Genomic DNA, 20,278 nt, shown 5'->3' on the forward strand with positions numbered 1-20,278 from the left:
CCGCGCCCGGTGCGGCACGGCCCTTGTTGTCCAACTTTGCCCAATTGTCATGATGCTGCCCGCCGCCAGGGCGGCGCGGCTCACCCGTGGCGGTAGCGGTTGATGAGGTCCCGCGTCTGCAACGCCACATTGCGCGCCGCCGTGGCGAAATCCTTCTCGCCGCTGGCATAGAGGATGGCGCGCGACGAGTTGATCATCATGCCGGTGCCGTCTGCCGTGCGGCCAGCCTTCACGGTGGCTTCGATATCGCCGCCCTGCGCGCCGATGCCCGGGATCAGCAGCGGCATATCGCCGACGATCTGGCGCACGCGCGCGATCTCGTTCGGGAAGGTGGCGCCGACCACCAGGCCCATCTGGCCCGTGGTGTTCCAGCGCTCCCTCGCCGCCTCGGCTACCAGCTGATATAGCGGCTTTCCATCCACCTGCAGGAACTGTACGTCCGATCCGCCCGGGTTGGATGTCCGGCACAGCACGATCACGCCGCGGTCCGGATAGGCCAGGTACGGCTGCATCGAATCGAAGCCCATGTAGGGGCTCACGGTCACGGCATCCGCCTTGTAGCGCTCGAACGCTTCACTGGCGTAGTGCTCCGCGGTGGAGCCGATATCGCCGCGCTTGGCGTCCAAGATCACCGGGATACCCGGGTGGGCATCATGGATATAGTGGATCAGCTGCTCGAGCTGGTCTTCGGCGCGCTGCGAATGGAAGTAGGCGATCTGCGGCTTGAACGCGCAGACCAGGTCGGCGGTGGCGTCGACGATCTCGCGGCAGAAGGAGAAGATCGCGCCGCCCGTCCCGGTCAGGGACAGCGGCAGCTTCTGCGGGTCAGGATCAAGTCCGACGCAGAGGAGGGAATCGTTGCGCTGCCAGGCGGCAGACAGCTGCTCGATGAAGGTCATGGGCTACTCGATATCCTGGTTGCGCCGGCGCCGCCGGCGCATGGCGGGCGACCCGGCCGCTGCGGGCTGGGGCGGATGCGCCCCTCCTGTATCGCAGCATATGTCGTTTCCGGCAATTTTACCCGCTGCGTGCTAGCGTTTTGCGCTCAAAGTCAAAACAAAGAGCGGCGTGGCACGCAGCCCGCCATCCATGTCTCTCGATCGCGGCGGCCTCATCCTGCTGGTCATCCTGACCGTTGCCTGCAGGCCGGCGCGGCGCGTGGAGATTTCACTTAACAAGCCCCCCCGCGTTGGGCTACACTCGCGGCCATCACAATCCCGGAGAAACTACGTGGGCAGTAGCATCGGGTGTTCGAGTTGCCGCGGTAACGCAGCTTCGTCGGATGCCATGTCACTGCGGGCTACGTAGACGAATCGCCGGAGCCGCCACGCGCTCCCGCCTCGTCGCATCGCCCGCAGAATCCATGCGGGCGAGTGTTTTTCCGTGTCGCCGGCGGCCGCCGCAGCGCGTGCCGTGCCATTGCGGATCTTCCCTCTCCCGGCCTGCCAGCCACCCCAGGCAAACGCCATCGCCTTGCGCCCGCCGGCCTGACGCCGTTTCGCGCAGCGCGATCACGCTTGCCCGTGATTCCGCACTGAACCGGTCCGGACCACCTGGGATGCGGCGAGCCAGCCTGCGCTTGTCTTCGCGCTTGTCTTTGTTTTTTCGTCGCAATCAGCATTAGCAATAAGGAATCCCGGGGATGATCAACCTGTTCGTCCTGCAAAAAGGCCGGCTTGCCCAGGAGCAGGTCGACGAGCGCAACGAGCTGCTGCAGCACAAGCCGATCTGGATCGACGTCGTCAGCCCCGACGACGAGGAGCTGGCCTGGATCAAGGAAGCCTACGGCGTAGCCCTGCCGGAACTGGAAGACCTGGGCGACCTGGAAGCGTCCGCGCGTTATTTCGAAGGCGAGGACGAGAACATCCACATCCGCACCGACTTCCTGCTCGACGAGGAAGAGGCGTCGCGCAACGTGCGCGTGGCCTTCGTGCTCACGCGCGACGTGCTGTTCTCCATCCATGACGAAGACCTGCCGGTGTTCCGCCTGGTGCGGCTGCGCGCGCGCATGCGCCCGGGCTCGGTGCGCAACGCCAAGGACGTGCTGATGGACCTGTACGCGACCGACGCGGAATACTCGGCCGACTCGATCGAGGAAGTCTACGAACGCCTGGAAGAAGCGAGCCGCCGCGTGCTGGCCGAGAACGTGACCGACGCCGCCGCCGCCGACGTGCTGGAAACCATCGCGCGCGAGGAAGACCTGAACGGCCGCATCCGCCGCAACGTCATGGACACGCGCCGCGCGGTGTCCTTCCTGATGCGCAGCCAGCTGCTGTCGGCCGAGCAGCAGGACGAGGCGCGCCAGATCCTGCGCGACATCGACTCGATCGAGAACCACACCGCGTTCCTGTTCGACAAGATCAACTTCCTGATGGATGCGACCGTCGGTTTCATCAACATCAACCAGAACAAGATCATCAAGCTGTTCTCGGTGGTGTCGGTGGCGCTGATGCCGCCCACGCTGATCGCCAGCATCTACGGCATGAACTTCAAGATCATGCCGGAACTGGACTGGGCCGCGGGATATCCGTGGGCGATTGCGCTGATGGCGGTGTCGGCGGCCATTCCGCTGGTGTATTTCCGGCGCAAAGGCTGGTTGAGCTAAGGGTCCGGGGCTGACTCCAGGCGGCGGTTGACGCCCGTTAATCCGGCAGCGTCGCCGCCCCCATCCGCCTTGCGATGATCCCTGCCTTCACCTTGAAGTTGATGCGCACGTTGGCGCAGTACTGCTTCTTGTCGAAGCACTTCGGCGCCGGCAGCGCCGCCGCCAGGCGCGCGGCCTGGCCCACGCCGAGCTTCGCGGCGCTGGTACGGAAATAGTGCTGGGCCGCGGCTTCCGCGCCGAACACGCCCTCGCCCCACTCCACGGAATTCAGGTAGATCTCGAAGATGCGCTGCTTGTCCAGCCAGAACTCCAGCATCCATGTGATGGCCAGTTCCTGGCCCTTGCGCAGGTAGTGCTGCTCCGGCGACAGGAACAGGTTCTTGGCGAGCTGCTGCGTGATGGTGGAACCGCCGCGCACGACGCGGCCGCGCTTCTTGTTGCGCTCCCAGGCATCGAGCATGGCGTCGATCTCGTAGCCGGGATGATTGACGAAGTCCGCGTCCTCGCTCGCGATGACCGCCCGCTTGAGGCTGCGCGAGATCTGGTCGTACGGCACCCAGCGGCGGTCGATGTTGCAGTTCCAGACGTTGAAGCCGCACAGGCGCCAGCGCTCGGCGCGCATGAATGACGTGGACGAGGGCGTCACGTACTGCCAGGCCGCGATCTGCAGGAAGAAGTAGGCCTGCATCGCAAGAATGCCGGCCGCCACGCACGCGATCAGGTAGCCGGCCCAGCGCATCGGGGCAAACGCCGTGCCGGCGGCGCGCAGGGTGCGCTGTCGGGTGGCCACGGGGTGCTGGCGGCGGTTCAGCCCTTGCGCTCGGCCTGCAGCGCGGCGCGCAGGTCGGCCAGCACGGGCGCGGTGCGCGGACGTACGCCGCGCCAGATGTAGAAGGCCTCCGCGGCCTGCTCGACCAGCATGCCCAGCCCATCGGCCGTGCGCGCGCCGCATTGCGCGGCATGGCGCAGGAACACGGTCGGCTCGGCGCCGTACATCATGTCGTACGCCAGCACGCCTTCGCCGAGCAGGAACGCTGGCACCGGCGGCAGTTCGCCATGCAGGCTGCTCGACGATGCGTTGATGACCACGTCGCAGGCCTCGTCCTCGGACAACTGCTCGAGTGCATCGAGACCGCCGCCCCACAGCTCCACGCCGTAGGCGTCGGCTGCTTCCACGAATTCCTCGAGCATGTCGCTCGCGCGGGAAGCCGTGCGGTTGGCCACCACGATGCGCGAAGGCCGGCATTCGATCAGCGGCAGCATCGCGCCCATGGCCGCGCCGCCCGCGCCCAGCAGCAGCACGCGCTGGCCTTCCAGCAGCGTGTCGAGATTGTCCTGGATGTCGCGCACCAGCCCAATGCCATCGGTGTTGTCGCCGTGGATCAGCCCGTCCTCGATCCACATCGTGTTGACCGCGCCAGCAGCTTCGGCACGCTCCGTCAGGCGGTCGGCCAGGTCATAGGCCTGCAGCTTGAACGGCACGGTCACGTTGAAGCCGTGGCCGCCGTCGGCCAGGAACGCGCGCACGGTCTCGGCGAACGCGTCGAGCGGCGCTTCCAGGCGGCCGTACTCGACGGCCTCGCCGGTCTGCTGCGCAAACGCGGCGTGGATGAATGGGGAGCGGCTGTGCGCGACCGGGTTGCCGACCACGACGTAGCGGTCAGCCGGCTGGGTAGGTTCAGTGGAGGTCATCAGCGGGCCTGCAAGCGGGTTTCCAGCCCGCTGCGCGAGAACTTGAATGTGGAAATGACTTCGAGGATGTCCTGGCGCGCCGTCATCTCGGCCGTGAACGGGCCGAACGGCGCGGCAGCGCGGACAATGGCAACGGCCTGGCGGTCCAGCGCCGGATCGCCGGAGCTCTTGACCACGTCGATGGCATCGACGTTGTAGCCGTCGCGGTTGTAGCCAAGCTTGCCCAGACGGTTCACGTTGATCACCAGGATCAGCTGGCCGTACAGCGGCTTGCCCTTGCTTTGCGGGAAATCGCTGGTGCCGCGCGCCTCGATCTTGCGGCGCAGGCGGTCATAGTACTGCGCGTAGTCGACCTCGCGCGCGCTCGTGGCGGTGAGCTGGTAGCGCTTGGGCCGCTTGGCGTAGTGCTCCATATTGCGGCCGATCTCCGCTTCCAGCTTGGCCATCTCGTCCGTCGAGGTACGCTCGTCCTGGCCGCGCAGTGGATTGTCCTGGCGCTGCTCGCCAGGCTTGAGCGGCTGGCTGCGCACGGCCGGGGCAGCTTCGCGCGACTGCGTCATCAGGCGCTGCTGTTCCAGCTCGAGCTGCTCGACGCGGCGCTGCACCTGGCGCACCAGGTCGCCGTCCTGCGACACGGTCTGTGCCGGCAGCGGCGTGGTGGCGCGCTGCTGGTCGTGGTCGCCGCCGCCATCGAGGTTGGCCTGTGCCAGCACGGTCGCGTTGCGCGGCTTCTGCGCGGACTTGGAATTGACCAGCACCACGTCCAGCGCCGCATCCGTGCGCTTGATCTCGAACACCTCGGGTGCCGCGATCCGGACCATCAGCAGCACCACGTGCACGACGACCGAGATGGCCAGCGCCTTGGCCAGCGTATTGCTGGCATGCCACCAGTGGCGGGGATCGACGAGAGCGGCGTTCACGATGGAGAGCTGGCTGGACAGTGGCTTGGGGGAATCGCTTGGGAGATTCGCCGGGGCCGCATGGCGTCATGCGCCCCCGGCCCGGCGGCTGCTCCGGGTCAGAAGGGCATTGTATGTGAGCCGCCGGCTTTTCCGAAGGGATCAGCCCTGGCTGGGGACAATGGTGTCGCGCGCGGCAGACGCCCCGTCCCCACTGCCATCTGCGGCCGGGTCGCCCGCTTCGCCGGCGGGAGGCTCGGCGCCTTCCGCGGACTGCTCGGCAGCGTGCTCGGCTGCCATCTCCGCCGCGGCTTCTGCCGAGACTTCAGCGGCTTCCTCGTCGCTTTCGAGTTCTTCCTCGGGCAACGCGCCCTCACCGGCAAAGACTTCGAGCACCCGGCACGACACATCGAGCGAGATCTCATCGATGTCGCCGATCTCGAGCAGCACCTGCGTGCCGCGCTGCGCCTGCGCCAGTTCGGGCACGCGCGTGACCAGCGGGATCTCGGTGAAGCGCACCGCGCCTTCCTTGAGCGTGGTGGCCATCATGCGCTCGCGGCCTTCCTGCTGCAGCCAGCGCAGGCACCAGTAGCGTTCCATGGTCGACTGGTGGTCCGCATAGGCCGCGTAGGTGCCTTCGAAGTCCGCCACCGCGGCCAGCAGGTCGGCGTCCTTCGGCTTGAACGGCGCCACCAGCTTGGCCGTGATGCCATGCTGCGCCACCGCCAGGATCTGCCACTGGTTGACCAGGTCGACATAGCGGCGCAGCGGCGAAGTGCTCCACGCATACTGCGCCACGCCCAGCCCTTCGTGCGGGGCCGGGTAGGTCTGCATGCGGGTGCGGTGCATGCCCCAGGCCTTCTGCGTGCGGTAGATGCCCGGCACGCCGTTGTCCGCCAGCAGCTTGCCCCACGTGCTGTTGGCCAGGATCATCAGCTCGGCCACGATCTTGTCCAGCGGCGATCCGCGCTTGCGCTGCTCGATGCGCACGCGCTGGCTGCCGTCGGCCTGGTCGTCGAGGTAGAAATTGAAATCCGCGCGATTGTGCGATTCGGGCCGCAGGCCACTGGCCAGGCGGGCCTTCTGGCGCTCGTCGTGCAGTGCGCCGGCAAAGTGCCACAGGCGCGTCAGTTCGGCGCGGAACGGATAGTCACCGCTACCATCGGCCAGCGACGCCTCGGTGATGACATCGTCGAGCAGGTTATGACGCAGGTTGGCCGCGATCATCACCATCTCGGCGCGCGTCTCGCTGCCCAGCACCTGCCATTGCAGTGGCTCGACCGTCACGTAGAGCGACAGCGCCGGGCACTGGCGGCCTTCCTGCAGTGTGTAGCGCTCGACCACGGCGTCGGGCAGCATGGTGATCTTGTCGCCCGGGAAGTAGACGGTGGAAAGGCGATTGCGCGCGACCGCGTCGAGCGGCTCGCCACGGCGGATGCCAAGCGCGGGCGCGGCAATGTGGATGCCGACGCGCAGGTTGCCGTCCGGCAGCTCGGTGACCGACAGCGCATCGTCGATCTCGGTGGTAGTCACGTCATCGATCGAGAACGCTTGCACGTCGGCCACGGGCAGGTCGGCCTGCGGCTCGGGTACGTCGATCTCCGGGAAGCCCGTGCCCTTCGGGAAGCACTCGGCAAGGAACTTGGCCTCATGCAGCGCACGCGCGCTGGCCACGCCGCCGGCCGCCACCATCAGGCGCATCGGCGACATGCCGAGCGCAGTGCAGGCGGCGTCCATCGCCTTGTATTCCAGGCTGTTCTTGTCCGGCTTGAACAGCAGTTGCAGCACCTTGTTGCGGAACGATTCCGGCAGGGTCAGCGCCTTGAGCTGGTCTTCATATTCGGCCTGCAAGAGTGCCTGCTGCTTCTTGCGCTCGAGCGCCGCCAGGGCGGCCTTGAGCTGGTCTTCCGGCGCGCGCTGGTAGCGTCCGCGACCCTTGCGGCGGAAATACACCGGGTTGCCGTGCAGGGCCATGGCCAGTGCCGCCTGCTGCACGGGGCCGGCATCCGCGCCGTAGTATTCGGCGGCCAGCTCGGCAAAGCCGAATTCGGCTTCGGGTGCGCATTCCCACAGGAAGTCGAGGTCGATTTCGGCGGTCATCTCGCCGGTCTGGCGCACCAGCTCGCTCGCCGACGGCTGGGCAAACTGCAGCAGCACGTCGCGCGACTTGACCTTGGTGCGCTTGCCGGCCGGCAATTCGACCTGGTAGGCCTCGCCCTGCTGAGTCAGCACGGTGCCGGCGCGAATCTCGCCGCCTTCTTCGAACAGCAACTGCATCGATCGGTACTTTCAGAAATGCCGGGAACCCTGCCGCTCGGGCGGCACAGACGAGGGTTCCGGGGAGATAGAGTGAGTGCCCCTGACGGGCAGGCTGGCCGCAAGTGCCAAAGTCAGAATGATACCGCACTGGTTCCGGCCGCCTGCCGGCGACCGGCACGGCGGGGGTATGGCGCGGGGTATGTCGCGTAGTGCGGCCGGATGAAGGTGACGTCAGAGCGACATGCCGCCGCTGGTCTCGATGGCGACGCCGTTGATGTAGCTGGCGTCGTCGCTGGCCAGGAAGGCGTACACGCTGGCGATCTCCGACGGCTCGGCCAGGCGGCGCAGCCAGCAAGATTCCTTCATGCCATCGAGCACCTTCTCCGGCACGGTCTGCAGGATCTCGGTGTTGACGAAGCCCGGGCACACGGCGTTGACGCGCACGCCCTTGGGCCCGAGTTCGCGCGCCCAGGTCTTGGTGAAGCCGATCACGCCGAACTTGCTGGCCGCGTAGTTGGTCTGGCCGAAGTTGCCATACAGGCCGACCACGCTCGACGCGTTGAGGATCACGCCCTTGCCCTGCTCGGTCATCACGGAAGCCACGGCCTGCGCGCAATTGAACACGCCCTTCAGGTTGACGTCGATGACCGCATCGAACTGCGCCTCGGTCATCTTGGCCAGGCGCGCATCCTTGGTGATGCCGGCGTTGTTCACGAGCACGTCGATGCGGCCATGCGCGGCCAGCACCGCCGCGACCATGGCATCGACCTCGTCGCGGCGCGTCACGTCGACACGGTAGGCGGCGACGGTGGCGCCGTTGGCGGCCAGCTTCGCCGCGGCCTCGCGCACACGCGCTTCCTGTACGTCGCAAAGGATGACAATGGCGCCTTCGGCGGCAAAGCGCTCGGCGGTGGCAAACCCGATGCCGGCGGCTGCGCCGGTGATGATGGCAACGCGACCCTGCAATTTCATGATGTCTTTCTCTTTATAGCTCTGGGTAGTGTGTAAGTCAGTCGGGGCTCCGGTCTGATGGACAACTTTGCCGGAGTCCCCGTGAAGGCCGTGCCAGCAGGTCCGGCAAGAAGACCTCTGTCACAAGCATGACGCCGGCGCCGCGCCGGAATACGGAACGGCGCGCCGGCAGCATCGGCACCGGCGCCATGGCCGGCAGGATCCGCTGCAGCGCCTGGCGCAGCGGGTGGTGCGGCAGCAGCCGCGCAAACTCGAACGGATCGCGCCGCACGGTCGGATCCACAAACAGGCGACCGCCCAGGGGGCGTTCGCCGAGCCCGCGCAGGAAGGGCCAGTCACGGCGCGCGTGGCGCTCGCGCACGACGGTGTGCGCGTAGATGGCCGGCTGCTCGTCGCAGATCAGCAGCACTTCGCGCGTGAGCGCCGGTTCGCGGCGGCATTGCCCGAGTGCCTGCCATTCGTCCAGATAGGGCCGCGCCGAATCCTGGCGCAAGCGGTGCACACGGAAGCGTTCGGAAGCGGCCACCAGCCGTGCGGTCAGCGAGCCTTCGCCCGTGACCCAATGCCGCAGGTTCGGCGGGATCGCCGGGTCGAATGGCAGGTGGCAGGTCCAGCCGCAGCGGCGCGCGCTCTGCGCGCTCATGCCGCGCGGCCCGGCACCACGCCGCCAGGCCCGTAGCCGCAGAAGGCCAGCACGTCGTCGACGTAGTCCGCAAACTCGCTGATGCCGTGATCGCTGCCCGAGATCACGCGGATATGCGCGCCCGTGCAGGCGGCGACCATCTCGCGGTAGTCGAGCACTTCATCGCCGGTGGCAGCCAGCAGGTAATAGCGTTCGGGATGCGTCAGGGCATCGACGCGCAAGTCGAGCAGTTCCTGCATATGGCGCGGCTCGACCGTGACCGAGCCGCCGCCGTGCCACAGCGGTTGCTCGCCGATGTATTGCTGCAAGTCGGTCCACGGGTGGATAGCCGGGTTCAGCAGCACCGTGCGGCAGCCATGGCGCTCGCCGAGCCAGCGCGCGTAGAAGCCGCCCAGCGAGGACCCCACGATCGCGATTTCCTGGTCGCCGCCCGCGCGCGCCGCGCTGATGGCGGCTTCGGCCTGGGCGATCGCCCGGGCAGGAGAGACATCGAGCAAGGGGCAGGCGTAGTAGCGCCCCACGCCCCATTCGCGCATGCGCTCCTGCACCAGCCGCGCCTTGAACGACTGCGGCGAGGAGCGGAATCCGTGCAGGTACAGCAGCATATCGGCTGCCCTTAGCCTGCGGCGCCCTGGCCCAGCGCGTCCAGCAACTTCTGGTGCACGCCGCCGAAGCCGCCGTTGCTCATGACCAGCACCTGGTCGCCGGGCCGCGCCGCGGCGCGCACGGCCTCGACCAGTGCGCCGAGATCGTGGAAAGCCGCGGCCTTCTTGCCAAGCGGGGCCAGCGCGCCAGCGAGGTCCCAGCCGAGCGCGTCCTTGCCGCTCGGGGCGCCATAGCCGAACACCAGGTCGGCCTGCTCGAGACTGGCCGGCAGCTGCGCCTTCATCACGCCGAGCTTCATGGTGTTGGAGCGCGGCTCCAGCACAGCCAGGATGCGCGCGCCATCGACGCGGCGGCGCAGGCCTTCCAGCGTGGTCTGAATCGCGGTGGGATGATGGGCGAAGTCGTCATAGACGGTCACGCCGCCGGCCACGCCACGCACTTCCATGCGGCGCTTCACGTTGGCGAAGCGGCTGAGCGATTCGATGGCCTGCGCCGGCGGTATGCCGACATGGCGCGCGGCGGCAATGGCGGCCAGCGCGTTCAAGCGGTTATGGGTGCCCTGCAGGTCCCAGGTCACGCGGCCCTGCACGGCCTCGCCGAACCACACGTCGAAGGCATCCTTGCCGCCGTCGCCGCCTGCGTCGCTTTCGCGCCAGTCACCAACGCCAAATTGCTCCACCTCGCTCCAGCAGCCACGCTCGAGCACGCGGGCCAGGCTGGCTTCGAGGCCATTGACGACCAGGCGGCCCTGCCCCGGCACCGTACGCACCAGGTGGTGGAACTGCGTTTCGATCGCCGCGAGATCCGGGAAGATGTCGGCGTGATCGTATTCCAGGTTGTTCAGGATGGCCGTGCGCGGACGATAGTGGACGAACTTGCTGCGCTTGTCGAAGAAGGCGGTGTCGTATTCATCCGCCTCGATCACGAAGAAGTCCGATTCCGTCACGCGCGCCGAGATGCCGAAATTCTGCGGCACGCCGCCGACGAGGAAACCGGGGTTGTAGCCGGCATCCTCCAGGATCCACGCGAGCATCGACGTCGTGGTGGTCTTGCCGTGCGTGCCGGCCACGGCCAGTACCCACTTGCCCGCCAGTACGTGCTCGCCCAGCCATTGCGGGCCCGACACATAGGGCAGGTTGCGGTTGAGGATCGCTTCCATCAGCGGATTGCCGCGCGACACCACGTTGCCGATCACGAACAGGTCCGGCTCAAGCGCGAGCTGGGCGGGATCGAAGCCCTCGATCAGCTCGATACCCTGGGCCTCGAGCTGGGTGCTCATTGGCGGATAGACATTGGCATCGCAGCCGGTCACACGGTGACCGGCCTGCTTGGCGAGTACCGCCAGGCCGCCCATGAAAGTGCCGCAGATGCCAAGGATATGAATATGCATGGGGTTCCCGGAAAGACTTGGGACCGGTCGGGCCGGTCGGCTTGCCAGCCGTGGTCCAGCGGACCATGCCGGGCAGGAAGACTTCGATTGTACCCGAGCGCTTGCGCGCTTCGCTGCACTGCGGCAGAGCTCTGCGCACCGGCCGGGCGCGCTGCTCCGGTATCATCGGCACATGCCACGACATGCCCTTTCCGACCCTGCCCGCCTGCGCGAGGAGATCGCACAGGCCGCGGCACGCATGATTGCCGAAGATGGCGCCGATTACGCCACCGCGAAGCGCAAGGCCGCGCGCCAGTTGCTCGGCGACCAGCGCGTGGCTGGCGAATGGCTGCCCGATAACGAGATGATCGAAGCCGAAGTCCGCGCTTATCAGGCACTTTTCCACGCCGAGACGCAGCCGCGCGTGCTGGCGCTGCTGCGCCGGGTAGCCATCCTCGCGATGGAGGACCTGGCTGGCTTCCGCCCGTACCTCGTGGGCGCCGTGCTCAATGGCACCGCGACCGAGCATTCGGATATCTATCTGCAATGCTTCTGCGACAGCGCCAAGGACGCCACATTGCACCTGCTCAATGCCGGCGTCGACTTCGAGACCAGCGAGTCCCGTCACTTCAATGGCCGCGGCGAGGTTGAAACCCTGAGCTTCCTGTGGAAAGGCCAGTGGCCCGACCGTCGCGAAGCCCGCCTGCTGGCCGGCGAAGTCCGTGCCGAGCTGGGTGCGCCCGTCGGTATTCATATTGCTCTGTATGATGCCGATGACGAACGCGGCGCCGCGCGCTCCGATGCGAGCGGCCGCCTGGCCAGGGCCGATATGCAGGCCGTGCGGGCGCTGCTTGCCGACGCAGATGGGTCGAACTGAGGCCAGCCGAGCCTGTCAGAAGATCACCATTTGCCGGCATCTGGGCCGAACCGCTGCCCGCTTACCGAGACCCCATGAACGCTCCCACCCAGAAACCTGTCAACCGTTCCCGCCTGTGGCTGTGGATTGCCGTGGCCGTGGTGGCCTGTGCCGCGGGAGCGCTGGCCGGTCATTTCATGTTCTCGCCAAAGCCAGCGTCCTCGCAGGCCGTGGAAACTTTCTTCCAGACTCGCCTGCCCGACCCGAGTGGCACCGATATCGATCTTGGCAAGCTGCGCGGCAAAACCGTGGTGGTCAACTTCTGGGCGCCGTGGTGCGGGCCCTGCGTGGAAGAAATGCCGGAGCTGACCGCGCTGCATGCCGAGTACGCGGCCCGCAAGGTCGAGTTTGTCGGCATCGGCATCGATTCAGCCGCCAATATCCAGCAGTTCGTGAAGAAAGTGCCGGTTGCCTATCCTCTCGCGGTGGCTGGCTTCGCGGGCACGGAGTTGTCGCGCAACTTCGGCAATGCCGCTGGCGGCCTGCCTTACACCGTCGTGATCAATCCCGACGGATCCGTGAAATACCGCAAGATGGGACGCATCACGTCTGACGAGTTGCGCGCGGTTCTGCCACGATCCTAGGTGCAGCCGGCGCCATAACAGGCTTCTTCATGCAAGTTCACGGAATCGGTGCCGAACTTGCATCGAAACTGCGCGCATATTGCGCCCGGCGCCCCAAAGTGGCCTAATCAACGCGCCAATGCCGGGCAAGCGCATGAAGCCTTGTATCGCGTGCTAGACAAATCCCTCTAAGCTACGGTAATCTCCGCGCAATTTCGTTGAACTGGTCGAGCCGCCGTGACTGCAACCCGCTCCAATCGTCGCTCAGCCCGCTACCGCAAGGTGCTGGTCCTGCATGGGCCAAACCTCAATTTGCTGGGCACGCGCGAACCGGAGACCTACGGGCATACCACGCTGGCCGATATCGACGCAGCACTGGGGCGTCACGCCGCCGACGCCGGTATCGCGTTGTCGTCATTCCAGTCCAACCACGAAGGGGCGCTGGTCGACCGCGTCCACGCCGCGCGTACGGAAGGGGTGGATTTCATCATCATCAACCCGGCCGCCTATACGCACACCAGCGTGGCGCTGCGCGATGCGTTGGCCGGCGTGGCCATTCCGTTTGTCGAAGTGCACCTGTCGAATGTGCATCGCCGCGAAAGCTTCCGTCACCATTCCTATTTCTCCGACCTCGCGGTCGGCGTGATCTGCGGATTGGGCTGGCACGGCTACCTGCTGGCGCTGGACTATGCCCTCGGGCTGGAGCAGCCGCCGCCAAAGGGCTGAAGCCCGCCGGCAAACAAGCTTTACCCGAAAAACATGACGCGCGCCGCCTGGCGCCGCGCCTGCAGCGTGTGCGAACACCGCGGGCGTGGACAGCCGGTCGCCGCACCGACGATTTCTTCCGCCGCGGCCCGCCAGGGCGCGCCCGGACAACCTGATTCAGGAGGATAAGAAGATGGACCTGCGCAAGCTGAAGACGCTGATCGACCTGGTGGCCGAATCCGGCATCTCGGAGCTGGAAGTGACGGAAGGCGATGGCAAGGTACGCATCGTCAAGCAACCGCCGCAAGTCATCGCCGCGCCGATGGCCATGCCGCAGATGCAGGCACTGCCGGTCATGCCTGCCGCCGCTGCAGCCAGCGCCCCGGTAGCCGCCGAGCCGGCCGCCGCCCAGCTTCCGGCAGGCCACGTGGTGACCTCGCCCATGGTCGGTACTTTCTATCGTGCCCCGTCGCCGGGCGCCGCGCCGTTCGTCAATGTGGGCGACACCGTCAAGGAAGGCCAGACCGTCTGCATCATCGAGGCCATGAAGCTGCTCAACGAGATCGAGTGCGACAAGGCCGGCGTAATCAAGGAAATCCTGGTCGAGAACGGCCAGGCAGTGGAATACGGCCAGCCGCTGTTCGTCATCGGCTGATGCTGTCCGGCGAGCCGCGCAGCCCTGCCCGATGCGGCGCGGGGCTGAGCGGCTCGCCGGATCTCGTGGATGTCCGCACGTTGCGGCCCGCATCCCATGCCATGAAGCGGCCCCCTGGCACCGCCAGTTCCCCGGCCGCGCGCCCGGTGTGCCGCTGAGGCACCTGGCGGGACCGCTCCCGTTCTCGCAGAGAGAGACCATGTTTGAAAAAATTCTGATCGCGAACCGCGGTGAAATTGCCCTTCGCATCCAGCGCGCCTGCCGCGAGCTGGGCATCAAGACCGTGGTGGTGTACTCGGAAGCCGACAAGGAAGCCAAGTACGTGAAGCTGGCCGACGAAGCCGTGTGTATCGGCCCGGCCCCGTCGCCGCTGTCCTACCTGAACATGCCTGCCATCATCTCGGCCGCCGAGGTGACCGACGCGCAGGCGATCCACCCGGGCTATGGCTTCCTGTCGGAGAATGCCGACTTTGCCGAGCGCGTGGAGAAGTCCGGCTTCGTCTTCATCGGCCCGACCGCCGAAAGCATCCGCCTGATGGGCGACAAGGTCTCGGCCAAGCAGGCCATGATCAAGGCCGGCGTGCCGTGCGTGCCGGGCTCGGATGGCGCGTTGCCCGAAGATCCGAAGGAAATCCTGGCCATCGCGCGCCAGGTGGGCTACCCGGTCATCATCAAGGCCGCCGGCGGCGGTGGCGGCCGCGGCATGCGCGTGGTCCACACCGAGGCTGCGCTGGTCAACGCCGTCAACATGACGCGCGAGGAAGCCGGCCGCGCCTTCGGCAACCCCGAGGTCTACATGGAGAAGTTCCTGGAGAATCCGCGCCACGTGGAAATCCAGATCCTTGCCGACCAGCACAAGCAGGCCATCTGGCTGGGCGAGCGCGACTGCTCCATGCAGCGCCGCCACCAGAAGGTGATCGAGGAAGCGCCCGCGCCGCACATCCCGCGCCGCCTGATCGAGCGCATCGGCGACCGCTGCGCCGAGGCCTGCCGCAAGATGGGCTACCGTGGTGCCGGCACGTTCGAGTTCCTGTACGAGAACAACGAGTTCTACTTCATCGAGATGAACACGCGCGTGCAGGTCGAGCACCCGGTCACCGAGATGATCACCGGCATCGACATCGTGCAGGAACAGATCCGCATCGCCTTCGGCGAAAAGCTGCGCTTCCGCCAGAAGGATGTGCAGTTCCGTGGGCATGCGATCGAGTGCCGCGTCAACGCCGAAGACCCGTTCAAGTTCATCCCGTCGCCCGGCCGCATCACCGCCTGGCACATGCCTGGCGGTCCCGGTGTACGCGTGGACTCGCACGCGTATGATGGCTACTTCGTCCCCCCGAATTATGATTCGATGATCGGCAAGATCATCACCTACGGCGCCAGCCGCGAGCAAGCCATTGCCCGCATGCGGATCGCGCTGTCGGAGATGGTGGTGGACGGTATCCAGACCAACGTCCCGCTGCACCGCGAGCTGATGATGGACGCCAACTTCGTCGAAGGCGGCACCAGCATCCACTATCTCGAGCATCGCCTGGCGCAGCGCGAAAAAGCCTGACGCGGCAGCTGCCGCACCTGCTGTACAAAAGGAAGCCCGTGGCATTTCAGGAATGTGTGATCGAAGTGGCGCAGGACCAGGCCGAAGCCTGGTCTGACGCCTTGTTCGACCTTGGCGCGCTGTCGGTATCGGTGGAAGACGCCGACGCCGACACGCCGGATGAGCAGCCGCTGTTCGGCGAGCCCGGGCTCGAGCCGACACGGCTTGCCTGGAACCGCTCGCGCGTGGTCGCGCTGTTCGGCGACGACACCGACCCGGTGCTCGCGGTCGCGGCCGCGTCGAATGCACTCGGCATCGATCCGGTGCCGGCCTATGTGCTGCGCGATGTCGAAGACCAGGACTGGGTGCGCCTCACGCAATCGCAGTTCGAGCCGATCCGCATCGGCGAACGGATCTGGGTCGTGCCGTCGTGGCACGAGGCGCCGGAGCCGGACGCCGTGGTACTTGAACTCGACCCGGGTCTCGCCTTTGGCACCGGCAGCCATCCGACCACGCGGCTCTGCATGCAGTGGCTGGAACAGAACCTGAAGGCCGGCGAGACCGTGCTCGACTACGGCTGCGGCTCCGGCATCCTCGCGATCGTGGCGAAGAAGCTCGGCGCCGGCGCTACGCTCGGCATCGACATCGACCCGAACGCCGTGGAAGCGTCGCGCTACAACGCCGAGCGCAACCAGGTCCAGGCCGGGTTCGCGCTGCCGGAGTCGGTCTCCGAGGCGACCTACGATCTCGTCGTCGCCAACATCCTCTCCAACCCGCTCAAGCTGATGGCCGCGATGCTGAGCGCCCGCGTGCGCTCCGGCGGACGCCTGGTGTTGTCCGGCGTGCTCGAGCGCCAGGCCGAGGAAGTCGCGGCCGCCTATGCCGCCTGGCTGCCGCTGACCGTCTGGCGCAGCGAGGAAGGCTGGGTCTGCCTGCACGGCACCCGTCCCTGAGGTGCGCCGATGGCCGCCGCCAAGCTCGTCACGCGCTGCCCGGCCTGCCGCACCGCTTTCCGGCTGGTCGCCGACCAGCTGCGTCTGCGTCAGGGACTGGTGCGTTGCGGACACTGCGAAACCGTCTTCGATGCGCGTGAGCACCTGATCGAAGTGCCCGCGCCGGCTGCCTCGGCCTCCTCGCGGCCGCCACAGCAGGCGCCGGAACCGGTTGCGGCTGCGCCTGCCGCAACCGCGCCAACAGCGTCTTCCACTCACTTCGATCCTGGTTACGACCCCGGGTACGACGTGCCCGCGCTCGATTCGCCCACCATGATGATGGCGCCGGCCGAGGACGAAGAGGCACCCGCCGAGGTGGAAACACCGGGCGGGCAGGACGCTGGCTCTCCATCCATAGAACCGGCTGCCGAAGACAGCGCGCAACCCGCAACGCAGGAAGCCGAAGCTTCTGAAGCCGAACCGTCGGAAGCGGAGCCTGCCGACTCCGGTCCCGTCGAGGCCGCCAACGGCAAGACTCATGCCGGCCAGGAAGCCGATCAGGCATACGCCGCGATCGGGGCCGCTCATGCTCCGTGGCCAGCGCTGGACAGCTCTGCCCTCGACGACCAGGAATCGTCCACGCGTACGACCGGGGCCGCGGCACCGAAGGCGTCCGAGGACCAAGTTGATGCACCGGTCGACGCACCTGTCAACGCACCGGTCACCGAAGAGGCCGCCGAATCCGGCGAACCCGTGCTGCGCAGCGCCAGCGAGTTCCTGCGCGCACGGTCAAGCGACAGCACCGAAACGCCAGGCAGCGCACCCCACACACCGGCCGAAGCTGCGACACCCAAAGCACCGCACGAGCCTGACAACGACTACGGCCGCAACTATGGCCCCACTTACGGGCCGAGCACCAGCGATGCGTTCAGCGCCACCGCCGGCGCCATTGCGCGCGAGGACGTCGAGCGGCGCTGGGCACGCCAGGAGCCGCAACTGGGTCCGGCATTCGCACCTGATTTCCTGCGCCAGGCCCGCGAGCGTGAACGCGAACGCGCGCGCGAGGCCGCGGCGACGCCTGCTCCGCCGCGCCTGCGCTATGGCTGGCACATCGCCGCCGGTGTATTGGCCATTGGGGTGCTCCTGCAGGGGCTCTACCTGATGCGAGGACAGCTCGCGGGACAGTTCCCGGCGCTGCGCCCCATGCTGGAAGCCGCGTGCAGGCCGCTGGGCTGCGTGGTGCCGCCATGGCGCGACATCGACGCGCTGCGCATCGATACCTCCCAGTTGCAGAAGCAGGATGAAGGCAGCGATGCCTACATCCTGGCGGTCACGCTGCGCAACCAGGGCCGCGCCACCACCGCCTTGCCGGCCATCGAACTGGTCATGACCGACCTGCAGGACCAGTTACTGCTGCGGCGCGTCCTGGAGCCATCCGAGTATCTGGAACCGGCGCAGAAGCCTTTCGCCACGCACGGCCTTCGTGCAGGCACGGAGCTGCAGGTTCGGGTACGATTCCGGACTCAGCAGGCGGCGGCCAATTACCGCGTGCTGATTTTCTATCCATAGGGCCTGTTCACGCGCAAGGCGCTCGCGCTTTTCACGGTGGACGGTCCCTGGATTCCGCAGGCTTGCTGCCAAGGGCCGAATCGAGTCCGGCCGCAAGCTGCGCCCCCCGAAGATCCTGAACAGGAAGGAGCAGTGATGAGCAACGTGACTCTCGGCGGCAACGCCATTGAAGTGGCAGGCAAGTTCCCGCAACCCGGCGACAAGGCCGCCGACTTCAAGCTGGTTGGCAAGGACCTGAAGGACGTGACGCTGGCCGACTTCGCCGGCAAGCGCAAAGTGCTGAATATCGTACCGAGCCTGGACACCCCGGTGTGCCAGGCGTCGGCGCGCAAGTTCAACGAGGCTGCCAGCGGCCTGGCCAACACCGTGGTGCTGACGGTCTCGGCCGACCTGCCGTTCGCCATGGGCCGCTTCTGCACCGCCGAAGGCCTGGCCAACGTGGTGCCGCTGTCGACGATGCGCGGCGCCGAGTTCAAGGGCAACTACGGTGTGGACATCACGACCGGCCCGCTGGCCGGCGTGACCGCGCGTGCCGTGGTGGTGCTGGACGAGAACAACGTCGTCAAGTACAGCCAGCTGGTGCCCGAGATCAAGAACGAGCCCGACTACGACGCCGCGCTCGCCGCACTGAAGTAAGCCGCCCGGCATCCCGCAACGGCCGCCTGCATTCCCGGGGCGGCCGCTTCCGTTTTCTGAAACCCTGCGGGCCGCGCACGGCCCGACCACCCCAAGTACCTGGAGAGAGCATGGCCAGCCTGATCTGCGGCTCCGTCGCCTACGACACCATCATGACGTTCGACGGACGCTTCCGCGAACACATCCTGCCGGACCAGATCCACATGCTGAACGTCTCGTTCCTGGTGCCCGGCATGCGGCGCGAGTACGGCGGCTGCGCCGGCAATATCGCCTATACGCTCAAGATGCTCGGCGGCGAGCCCGTGGTCATGGCCACGGTGGGCGCGGACGCCGAACCCTACCTGCAGTACCTGCGCGCGCTGAATATCGACACCACGCACATCCGCGTGCTGCCAGATACGTTCACGGCGCAGGCCATGATCACCACCGATCTGGACAACAACCAGATCACCGCCTTCCATCCCGGCGCGATGAGCCAGTCGCAGCTCTCCAACGTGAAGGATGCGCTGGGCGGCAGCCACGCACCGAAGCTCGGCATCGTCGCCCCGGACAGCCGCGAGGGCATGCTCCACCACGCGCGCCAGTTCGCCGAGTCCGGAATTCCGTTCATCTTTGACCTTGGCCAGGCAATGCCGCTGTTCAACGGCGAAGACCTGCGGGAGTTCGTTGAACTCGCGAGCTACGTGACAGTCAATGACTACGAAGCGCAGGTCCTGCTGTCCCGCACTGCCTGGACCAGCGCCGAGGTTGCCGCCAAGGTTCGTGCCTTCATCGTCACGCACGGCGAACGCGGCGCCAGCATCTTTGCCGATGGTCAGCAGTACGCGATCCCGGCCGTTCCGGCCGAGCGCATCGTGGACCCGACCGGCTGTGGCGACGCCTTCCGCGGCGGCCTGCTGTTCGGCATTGAAAACGGGTTAGACTGGGAAACCACTGGCCGCCTGGCATCGCTGATGGGATCGATCAAGATCGCGCAGCAGGGTCCGCAGAACCATTGGTTGTCGCTCGACGAAATCGGCAACCGCTTCCAGTCTGCATTCGGCTACCGCTACGCCTGACCTGCGGCGAGGGCGTGGCACGTTTACGGGCATTGAAATGAACAACAAACTCCGAACGGGTGTCATCGCCCTGTGCGCCGTGGCGGCGCTGATCAGCGGCTGTGCCACGGACTCCAGCTCCAACAGCGTCTACTCGACAGGCCAGGCACAGCGCGAGCAGACCGTGCGCTACGGCATGGTCGAAGGTGTGCGCGACGTCATGATCCAGGGCGGCCAGACCGGCGCCGGCACCATTGCCGGCGGCGCGATCGGCGGCGTCGCCGCAGGCAGCCTGATCGGCAGCGGCAACGGCTCGGTGGCGGCCGGCATTCTTGGCGCGGTGCTTGGTGGCATTGCCGGCAGCGCGGCCGAGAACAAGGTCAATCAGCGGCGCGGGCTGGAGATCACGGTCCGGCTGGAAAATGGCGAGATGCGCGCGATCACGCAGGAAGCGGACGAACTGTTCCGGCCCGGCGACCGGGTGCGCTTGCTGACCTCCGGCGGCGTGACGCGGGTCACGCACTGATTCACCTGCGTCCCGGCGACTGGAGGCGCCGCATCCGAGAGAATGCGGCGCTTTTCTTTTGGGAGGACAGGTCAGGCTGTCAGGGACAGCGCTTCCATCGCCCCTTCCCCTTCGCAGCGGCAGGCCCAAAAGAAAAAACCCGCCGGGCAAGCGCCGTCGGCGG

At 66.8% G+C, this 20,278-nt stretch carries 20 protein-coding genes; 11 read left to right on the forward strand and 9 right to left on the reverse strand.

From position 1 onward, the window contains the following. Positions 1 to 80: 80 nt before the first annotated feature. Positions 81 to 899, reverse strand: coding sequence for an orotidine-5'-phosphate decarboxylase (gene pyrF, locus AC3FNH_RS11095; protein WP_276098477.1), 819 nt, complete (start codon positions 897 to 899; stop codon positions 81 to 83). A 743-nt stretch (positions 900 to 1,642) separates the two neighbouring features. Here pyrF and corA point away from each other — a divergent pair. Beyond that, positions 1,643 to 2,605: a magnesium/cobalt transporter CorA gene (gene corA / locus AC3FNH_RS11100; protein WP_211945766.1), complete on the forward strand. Its 963-nt coding sequence runs from the start codon at positions 1,643 to 1,645 to the stop codon at positions 2,603 to 2,605. Between the two features lie 37 nt (positions 2,606 to 2,642). Here corA and mtgA read toward each other — a convergent pair whose 3' ends face one another. The 8 genes from mtgA to mpl all read right to left on the reverse strand — a co-directional run bounded on the left by mtgA (position 2,643) and on the right by mpl (position 11,066). Beyond that, a complete protein-coding gene (mtgA, locus tag AC3FNH_RS11105) occupies positions 2,643 to 3,344 on the reverse strand; it encodes a monofunctional biosynthetic peptidoglycan transglycosylase (protein WP_488720187.1) in 702 nt (233 codons plus the stop codon). A 68-nt stretch (positions 3,345 to 3,412) separates the two neighbouring features. Beyond that, entirely contained in the window at positions 3,413 to 4,297 is an 885-nt protein-coding gene (aroE, locus tag AC3FNH_RS11110; protein ID WP_276098478.1) for a shikimate dehydrogenase, read from the reverse strand. Continuing rightward, complete coding sequence (locus tag AC3FNH_RS11115) at positions 4,297 to 5,217, reverse strand: energy transducer TonB family protein (RefSeq protein WP_276098479.1); 921 nt, start codon at positions 5,215 to 5,217, stop codon at positions 4,297 to 4,299. Before AC3FNH_RS11115 ends, aroE begins: the two co-directional genes overlap by 1 nt. A 141-nt stretch (positions 5,218 to 5,358) precedes the next feature. Then, positions 5,359 to 7,473 carry a ribonuclease catalytic domain-containing protein gene (locus AC3FNH_RS11120; protein WP_276098480.1) on the reverse strand — a complete coding sequence of 705 codons (2,115 nt, stop codon included), beginning with the start codon at positions 7,471 to 7,473 and terminating at the stop codon, positions 5,359 to 5,361. Positions 7,474 to 7,686: 213 nt separating this feature from the next. Beyond that, on the reverse strand, positions 7,687 to 8,427 hold the full coding sequence (gene fabG, locus AC3FNH_RS11125) for a 3-oxoacyl-ACP reductase FabG (protein ID WP_488720083.1): 741 nt from the start codon (positions 8,425 to 8,427) through the stop codon (positions 7,687 to 7,689). 37 nt (positions 8,428 to 8,464) lie between these two features. Beyond that, a complete protein-coding gene (locus AC3FNH_RS11130; RefSeq protein ID WP_488720084.1) occupies positions 8,465 to 9,070 on the reverse strand; it encodes a chorismate--pyruvate lyase family protein in 606 nt (201 codons plus the stop codon). Next, a complete protein-coding gene (locus AC3FNH_RS11135) occupies positions 9,067 to 9,675 on the reverse strand; it encodes a YqiA/YcfP family alpha/beta fold hydrolase (protein ID WP_488720085.1) in 609 nt (202 codons plus the stop codon). Before AC3FNH_RS11135 ends, AC3FNH_RS11130 begins: the two co-directional genes overlap by 4 nt. An 11-nt stretch (positions 9,676 to 9,686) precedes the next feature. Beyond that, positions 9,687 to 11,066: a UDP-N-acetylmuramate:L-alanyl-gamma-D-glutamyl-meso-diaminopimelate ligase gene (gene mpl, locus AC3FNH_RS11140; RefSeq protein WP_488720086.1), complete on the reverse strand. Its 1,380-nt coding sequence runs from the start codon at positions 11,064 to 11,066 to the stop codon at positions 9,687 to 9,689. Between the two features lie 172 nt (positions 11,067 to 11,238). Here mpl and AC3FNH_RS11145 point away from each other — a divergent pair, with 172 nt between their 5' ends. The 10 genes from AC3FNH_RS11145 to AC3FNH_RS11190 all read left to right on the forward strand — a co-directional run bounded on the left by AC3FNH_RS11145 (position 11,239) and on the right by AC3FNH_RS11190 (position 20,115). Next, positions 11,239 to 11,922, forward strand: coding sequence for a UDP-N-acetylmuramate--alanine ligase (locus AC3FNH_RS11145; protein WP_488720087.1), 684 nt, complete (start codon positions 11,239 to 11,241; stop codon positions 11,920 to 11,922). 74 nt (positions 11,923 to 11,996) lie between these two features. Next, positions 11,997 to 12,545, forward strand: coding sequence for a TlpA family protein disulfide reductase (locus AC3FNH_RS11150; RefSeq protein ID WP_488720088.1), 549 nt, complete (start codon positions 11,997 to 11,999; stop codon positions 12,543 to 12,545). Between the two features lie 216 nt (positions 12,546 to 12,761). After that, positions 12,762 to 13,250, forward strand: coding sequence for a type II 3-dehydroquinate dehydratase (aroQ, locus tag AC3FNH_RS11155; protein ID WP_276098487.1), 489 nt, complete (start codon positions 12,762 to 12,764; stop codon positions 13,248 to 13,250). Between the two features lie 172 nt (positions 13,251 to 13,422). After that, positions 13,423 to 13,884, forward strand: a complete 462-nt coding sequence (accB, locus tag AC3FNH_RS11160) for an acetyl-CoA carboxylase biotin carboxyl carrier protein (protein ID WP_488720089.1) — start codon at positions 13,423 to 13,425, stop codon at positions 13,882 to 13,884. 199 nt (positions 13,885 to 14,083) lie between these two features. Further along, the gene (gene accC / locus AC3FNH_RS11165) at positions 14,084 to 15,436 is read left to right on the forward strand and encodes an acetyl-CoA carboxylase biotin carboxylase subunit (RefSeq protein ID WP_488720090.1); all 1,353 of its coding nucleotides are present in this window, start codon (positions 14,084 to 14,086) and stop codon (positions 15,434 to 15,436) included. 38 nt (positions 15,437 to 15,474) lie between these two features. Beyond that, positions 15,475 to 16,368 (forward strand): 50S ribosomal protein L11 methyltransferase, encoded by an 894-nt coding sequence (gene prmA / locus AC3FNH_RS11170; RefSeq protein WP_276098490.1) that lies wholly within the window; start codon positions 15,475 to 15,477, stop codon positions 16,366 to 16,368. 9 nt (positions 16,369 to 16,377) lie between these two features. Further along, entirely contained in the window at positions 16,378 to 17,916 is a 1,539-nt protein-coding gene (locus AC3FNH_RS11175) for a zinc-ribbon and DUF3426 domain-containing protein (protein WP_488720091.1), read from the forward strand. Positions 17,917 to 18,051: 135 nt separating this feature from the next. Then, positions 18,052 to 18,552, forward strand: coding sequence for a thiol peroxidase (gene tpx / locus AC3FNH_RS11180; RefSeq protein ID WP_488720092.1), 501 nt, complete (start codon positions 18,052 to 18,054; stop codon positions 18,550 to 18,552). Between the two features lie 110 nt (positions 18,553 to 18,662). Further along, positions 18,663 to 19,610, forward strand: coding sequence for a carbohydrate kinase family protein (locus AC3FNH_RS11185; protein WP_276098493.1), 948 nt, complete (start codon positions 18,663 to 18,665; stop codon positions 19,608 to 19,610). Between the two features lie 37 nt (positions 19,611 to 19,647). Next, positions 19,648 to 20,115, forward strand: coding sequence for an outer membrane lipoprotein (locus AC3FNH_RS11190; protein ID WP_276098494.1), 468 nt, complete (start codon positions 19,648 to 19,650; stop codon positions 20,113 to 20,115). Positions 20,116 to 20,278 lie beyond the last annotated feature (163 nt).

It is taken from the genome of Cupriavidus sp. 22TCCZM01-5 (assembly GCF_057798915.1).

Coding starts and splice junctions, on each gene's coding strand:
- AC3FNH_RS11130 (WP_488720084.1), bottom strand. CDS start 9,070: ATGAGCGCGCAGAGCGCGCGCCGCTGCGGCTGGACCTGCCACCTGCCA.
- AC3FNH_RS11190 (WP_276098494.1), top strand. CDS start 19,648: ATGAACAACAAACTCCGAACGGGTGTCATCGCCCTGTGCGCCGTGGCG.
- AC3FNH_RS11145 (WP_488720087.1), top strand. CDS start 11,239: ATGCCACGACATGCCCTTTCCGACCCTGCCCGCCTGCGCGAGGAGATC.
- tpx (WP_488720092.1), top strand. CDS start 18,052: ATGAGCAACGTGACTCTCGGCGGCAACGCCATTGAAGTGGCAGGCAAG.
- fabG (WP_488720083.1), bottom strand. CDS start 8,427: ATGAAATTGCAGGGTCGCGTTGCCATCATCACCGGCGCAGCCGCCGGC.
- pyrF (WP_276098477.1), bottom strand. CDS start 899: ATGACCTTCATCGAGCAGCTGTCTGCCGCCTGGCAGCGCAACGATTCC.
- mpl (WP_488720086.1), bottom strand. CDS start 11,066: ATGCATATTCATATCCTTGGCATCTGCGGCACTTTCATGGGCGGCCTG.
- AC3FNH_RS11185 (WP_276098493.1), top strand. CDS start 18,663: ATGGCCAGCCTGATCTGCGGCTCCGTCGCCTACGACACCATCATGACG.
- accB (WP_488720089.1), top strand. CDS start 13,423: ATGGACCTGCGCAAGCTGAAGACGCTGATCGACCTGGTGGCCGAATCC.
- accC (WP_488720090.1), top strand. CDS start 14,084: ATGTTTGAAAAAATTCTGATCGCGAACCGCGGTGAAATTGCCCTTCGC.
- AC3FNH_RS11175 (WP_488720091.1), top strand. CDS start 16,378: ATGGCCGCCGCCAAGCTCGTCACGCGCTGCCCGGCCTGCCGCACCGCT.
- corA (WP_211945766.1), top strand. CDS start 1,643: ATGATCAACCTGTTCGTCCTGCAAAAAGGCCGGCTTGCCCAGGAGCAG.
- AC3FNH_RS11135 (WP_488720085.1), bottom strand. CDS start 9,675: ATGCTGCTGTACCTGCACGGATTCCGCTCCTCGCCGCAGTCGTTCAAG.
- AC3FNH_RS11150 (WP_488720088.1), top strand. CDS start 11,997: ATGAACGCTCCCACCCAGAAACCTGTCAACCGTTCCCGCCTGTGGCTG.
- mtgA (WP_488720187.1), bottom strand. CDS start 3,344: ATGCGCTGGGCCGGCTACCTGATCGCGTGCGTGGCGGCCGGCATTCTT.
- AC3FNH_RS11120 (WP_276098480.1), bottom strand. CDS start 7,473: ATGCAGTTGCTGTTCGAAGAAGGCGGCGAGATTCGCGCCGGCACCGTG.
- aroE (WP_276098478.1), bottom strand. CDS start 4,297: ATGACCTCCACTGAACCTACCCAGCCGGCTGACCGCTACGTCGTGGTC.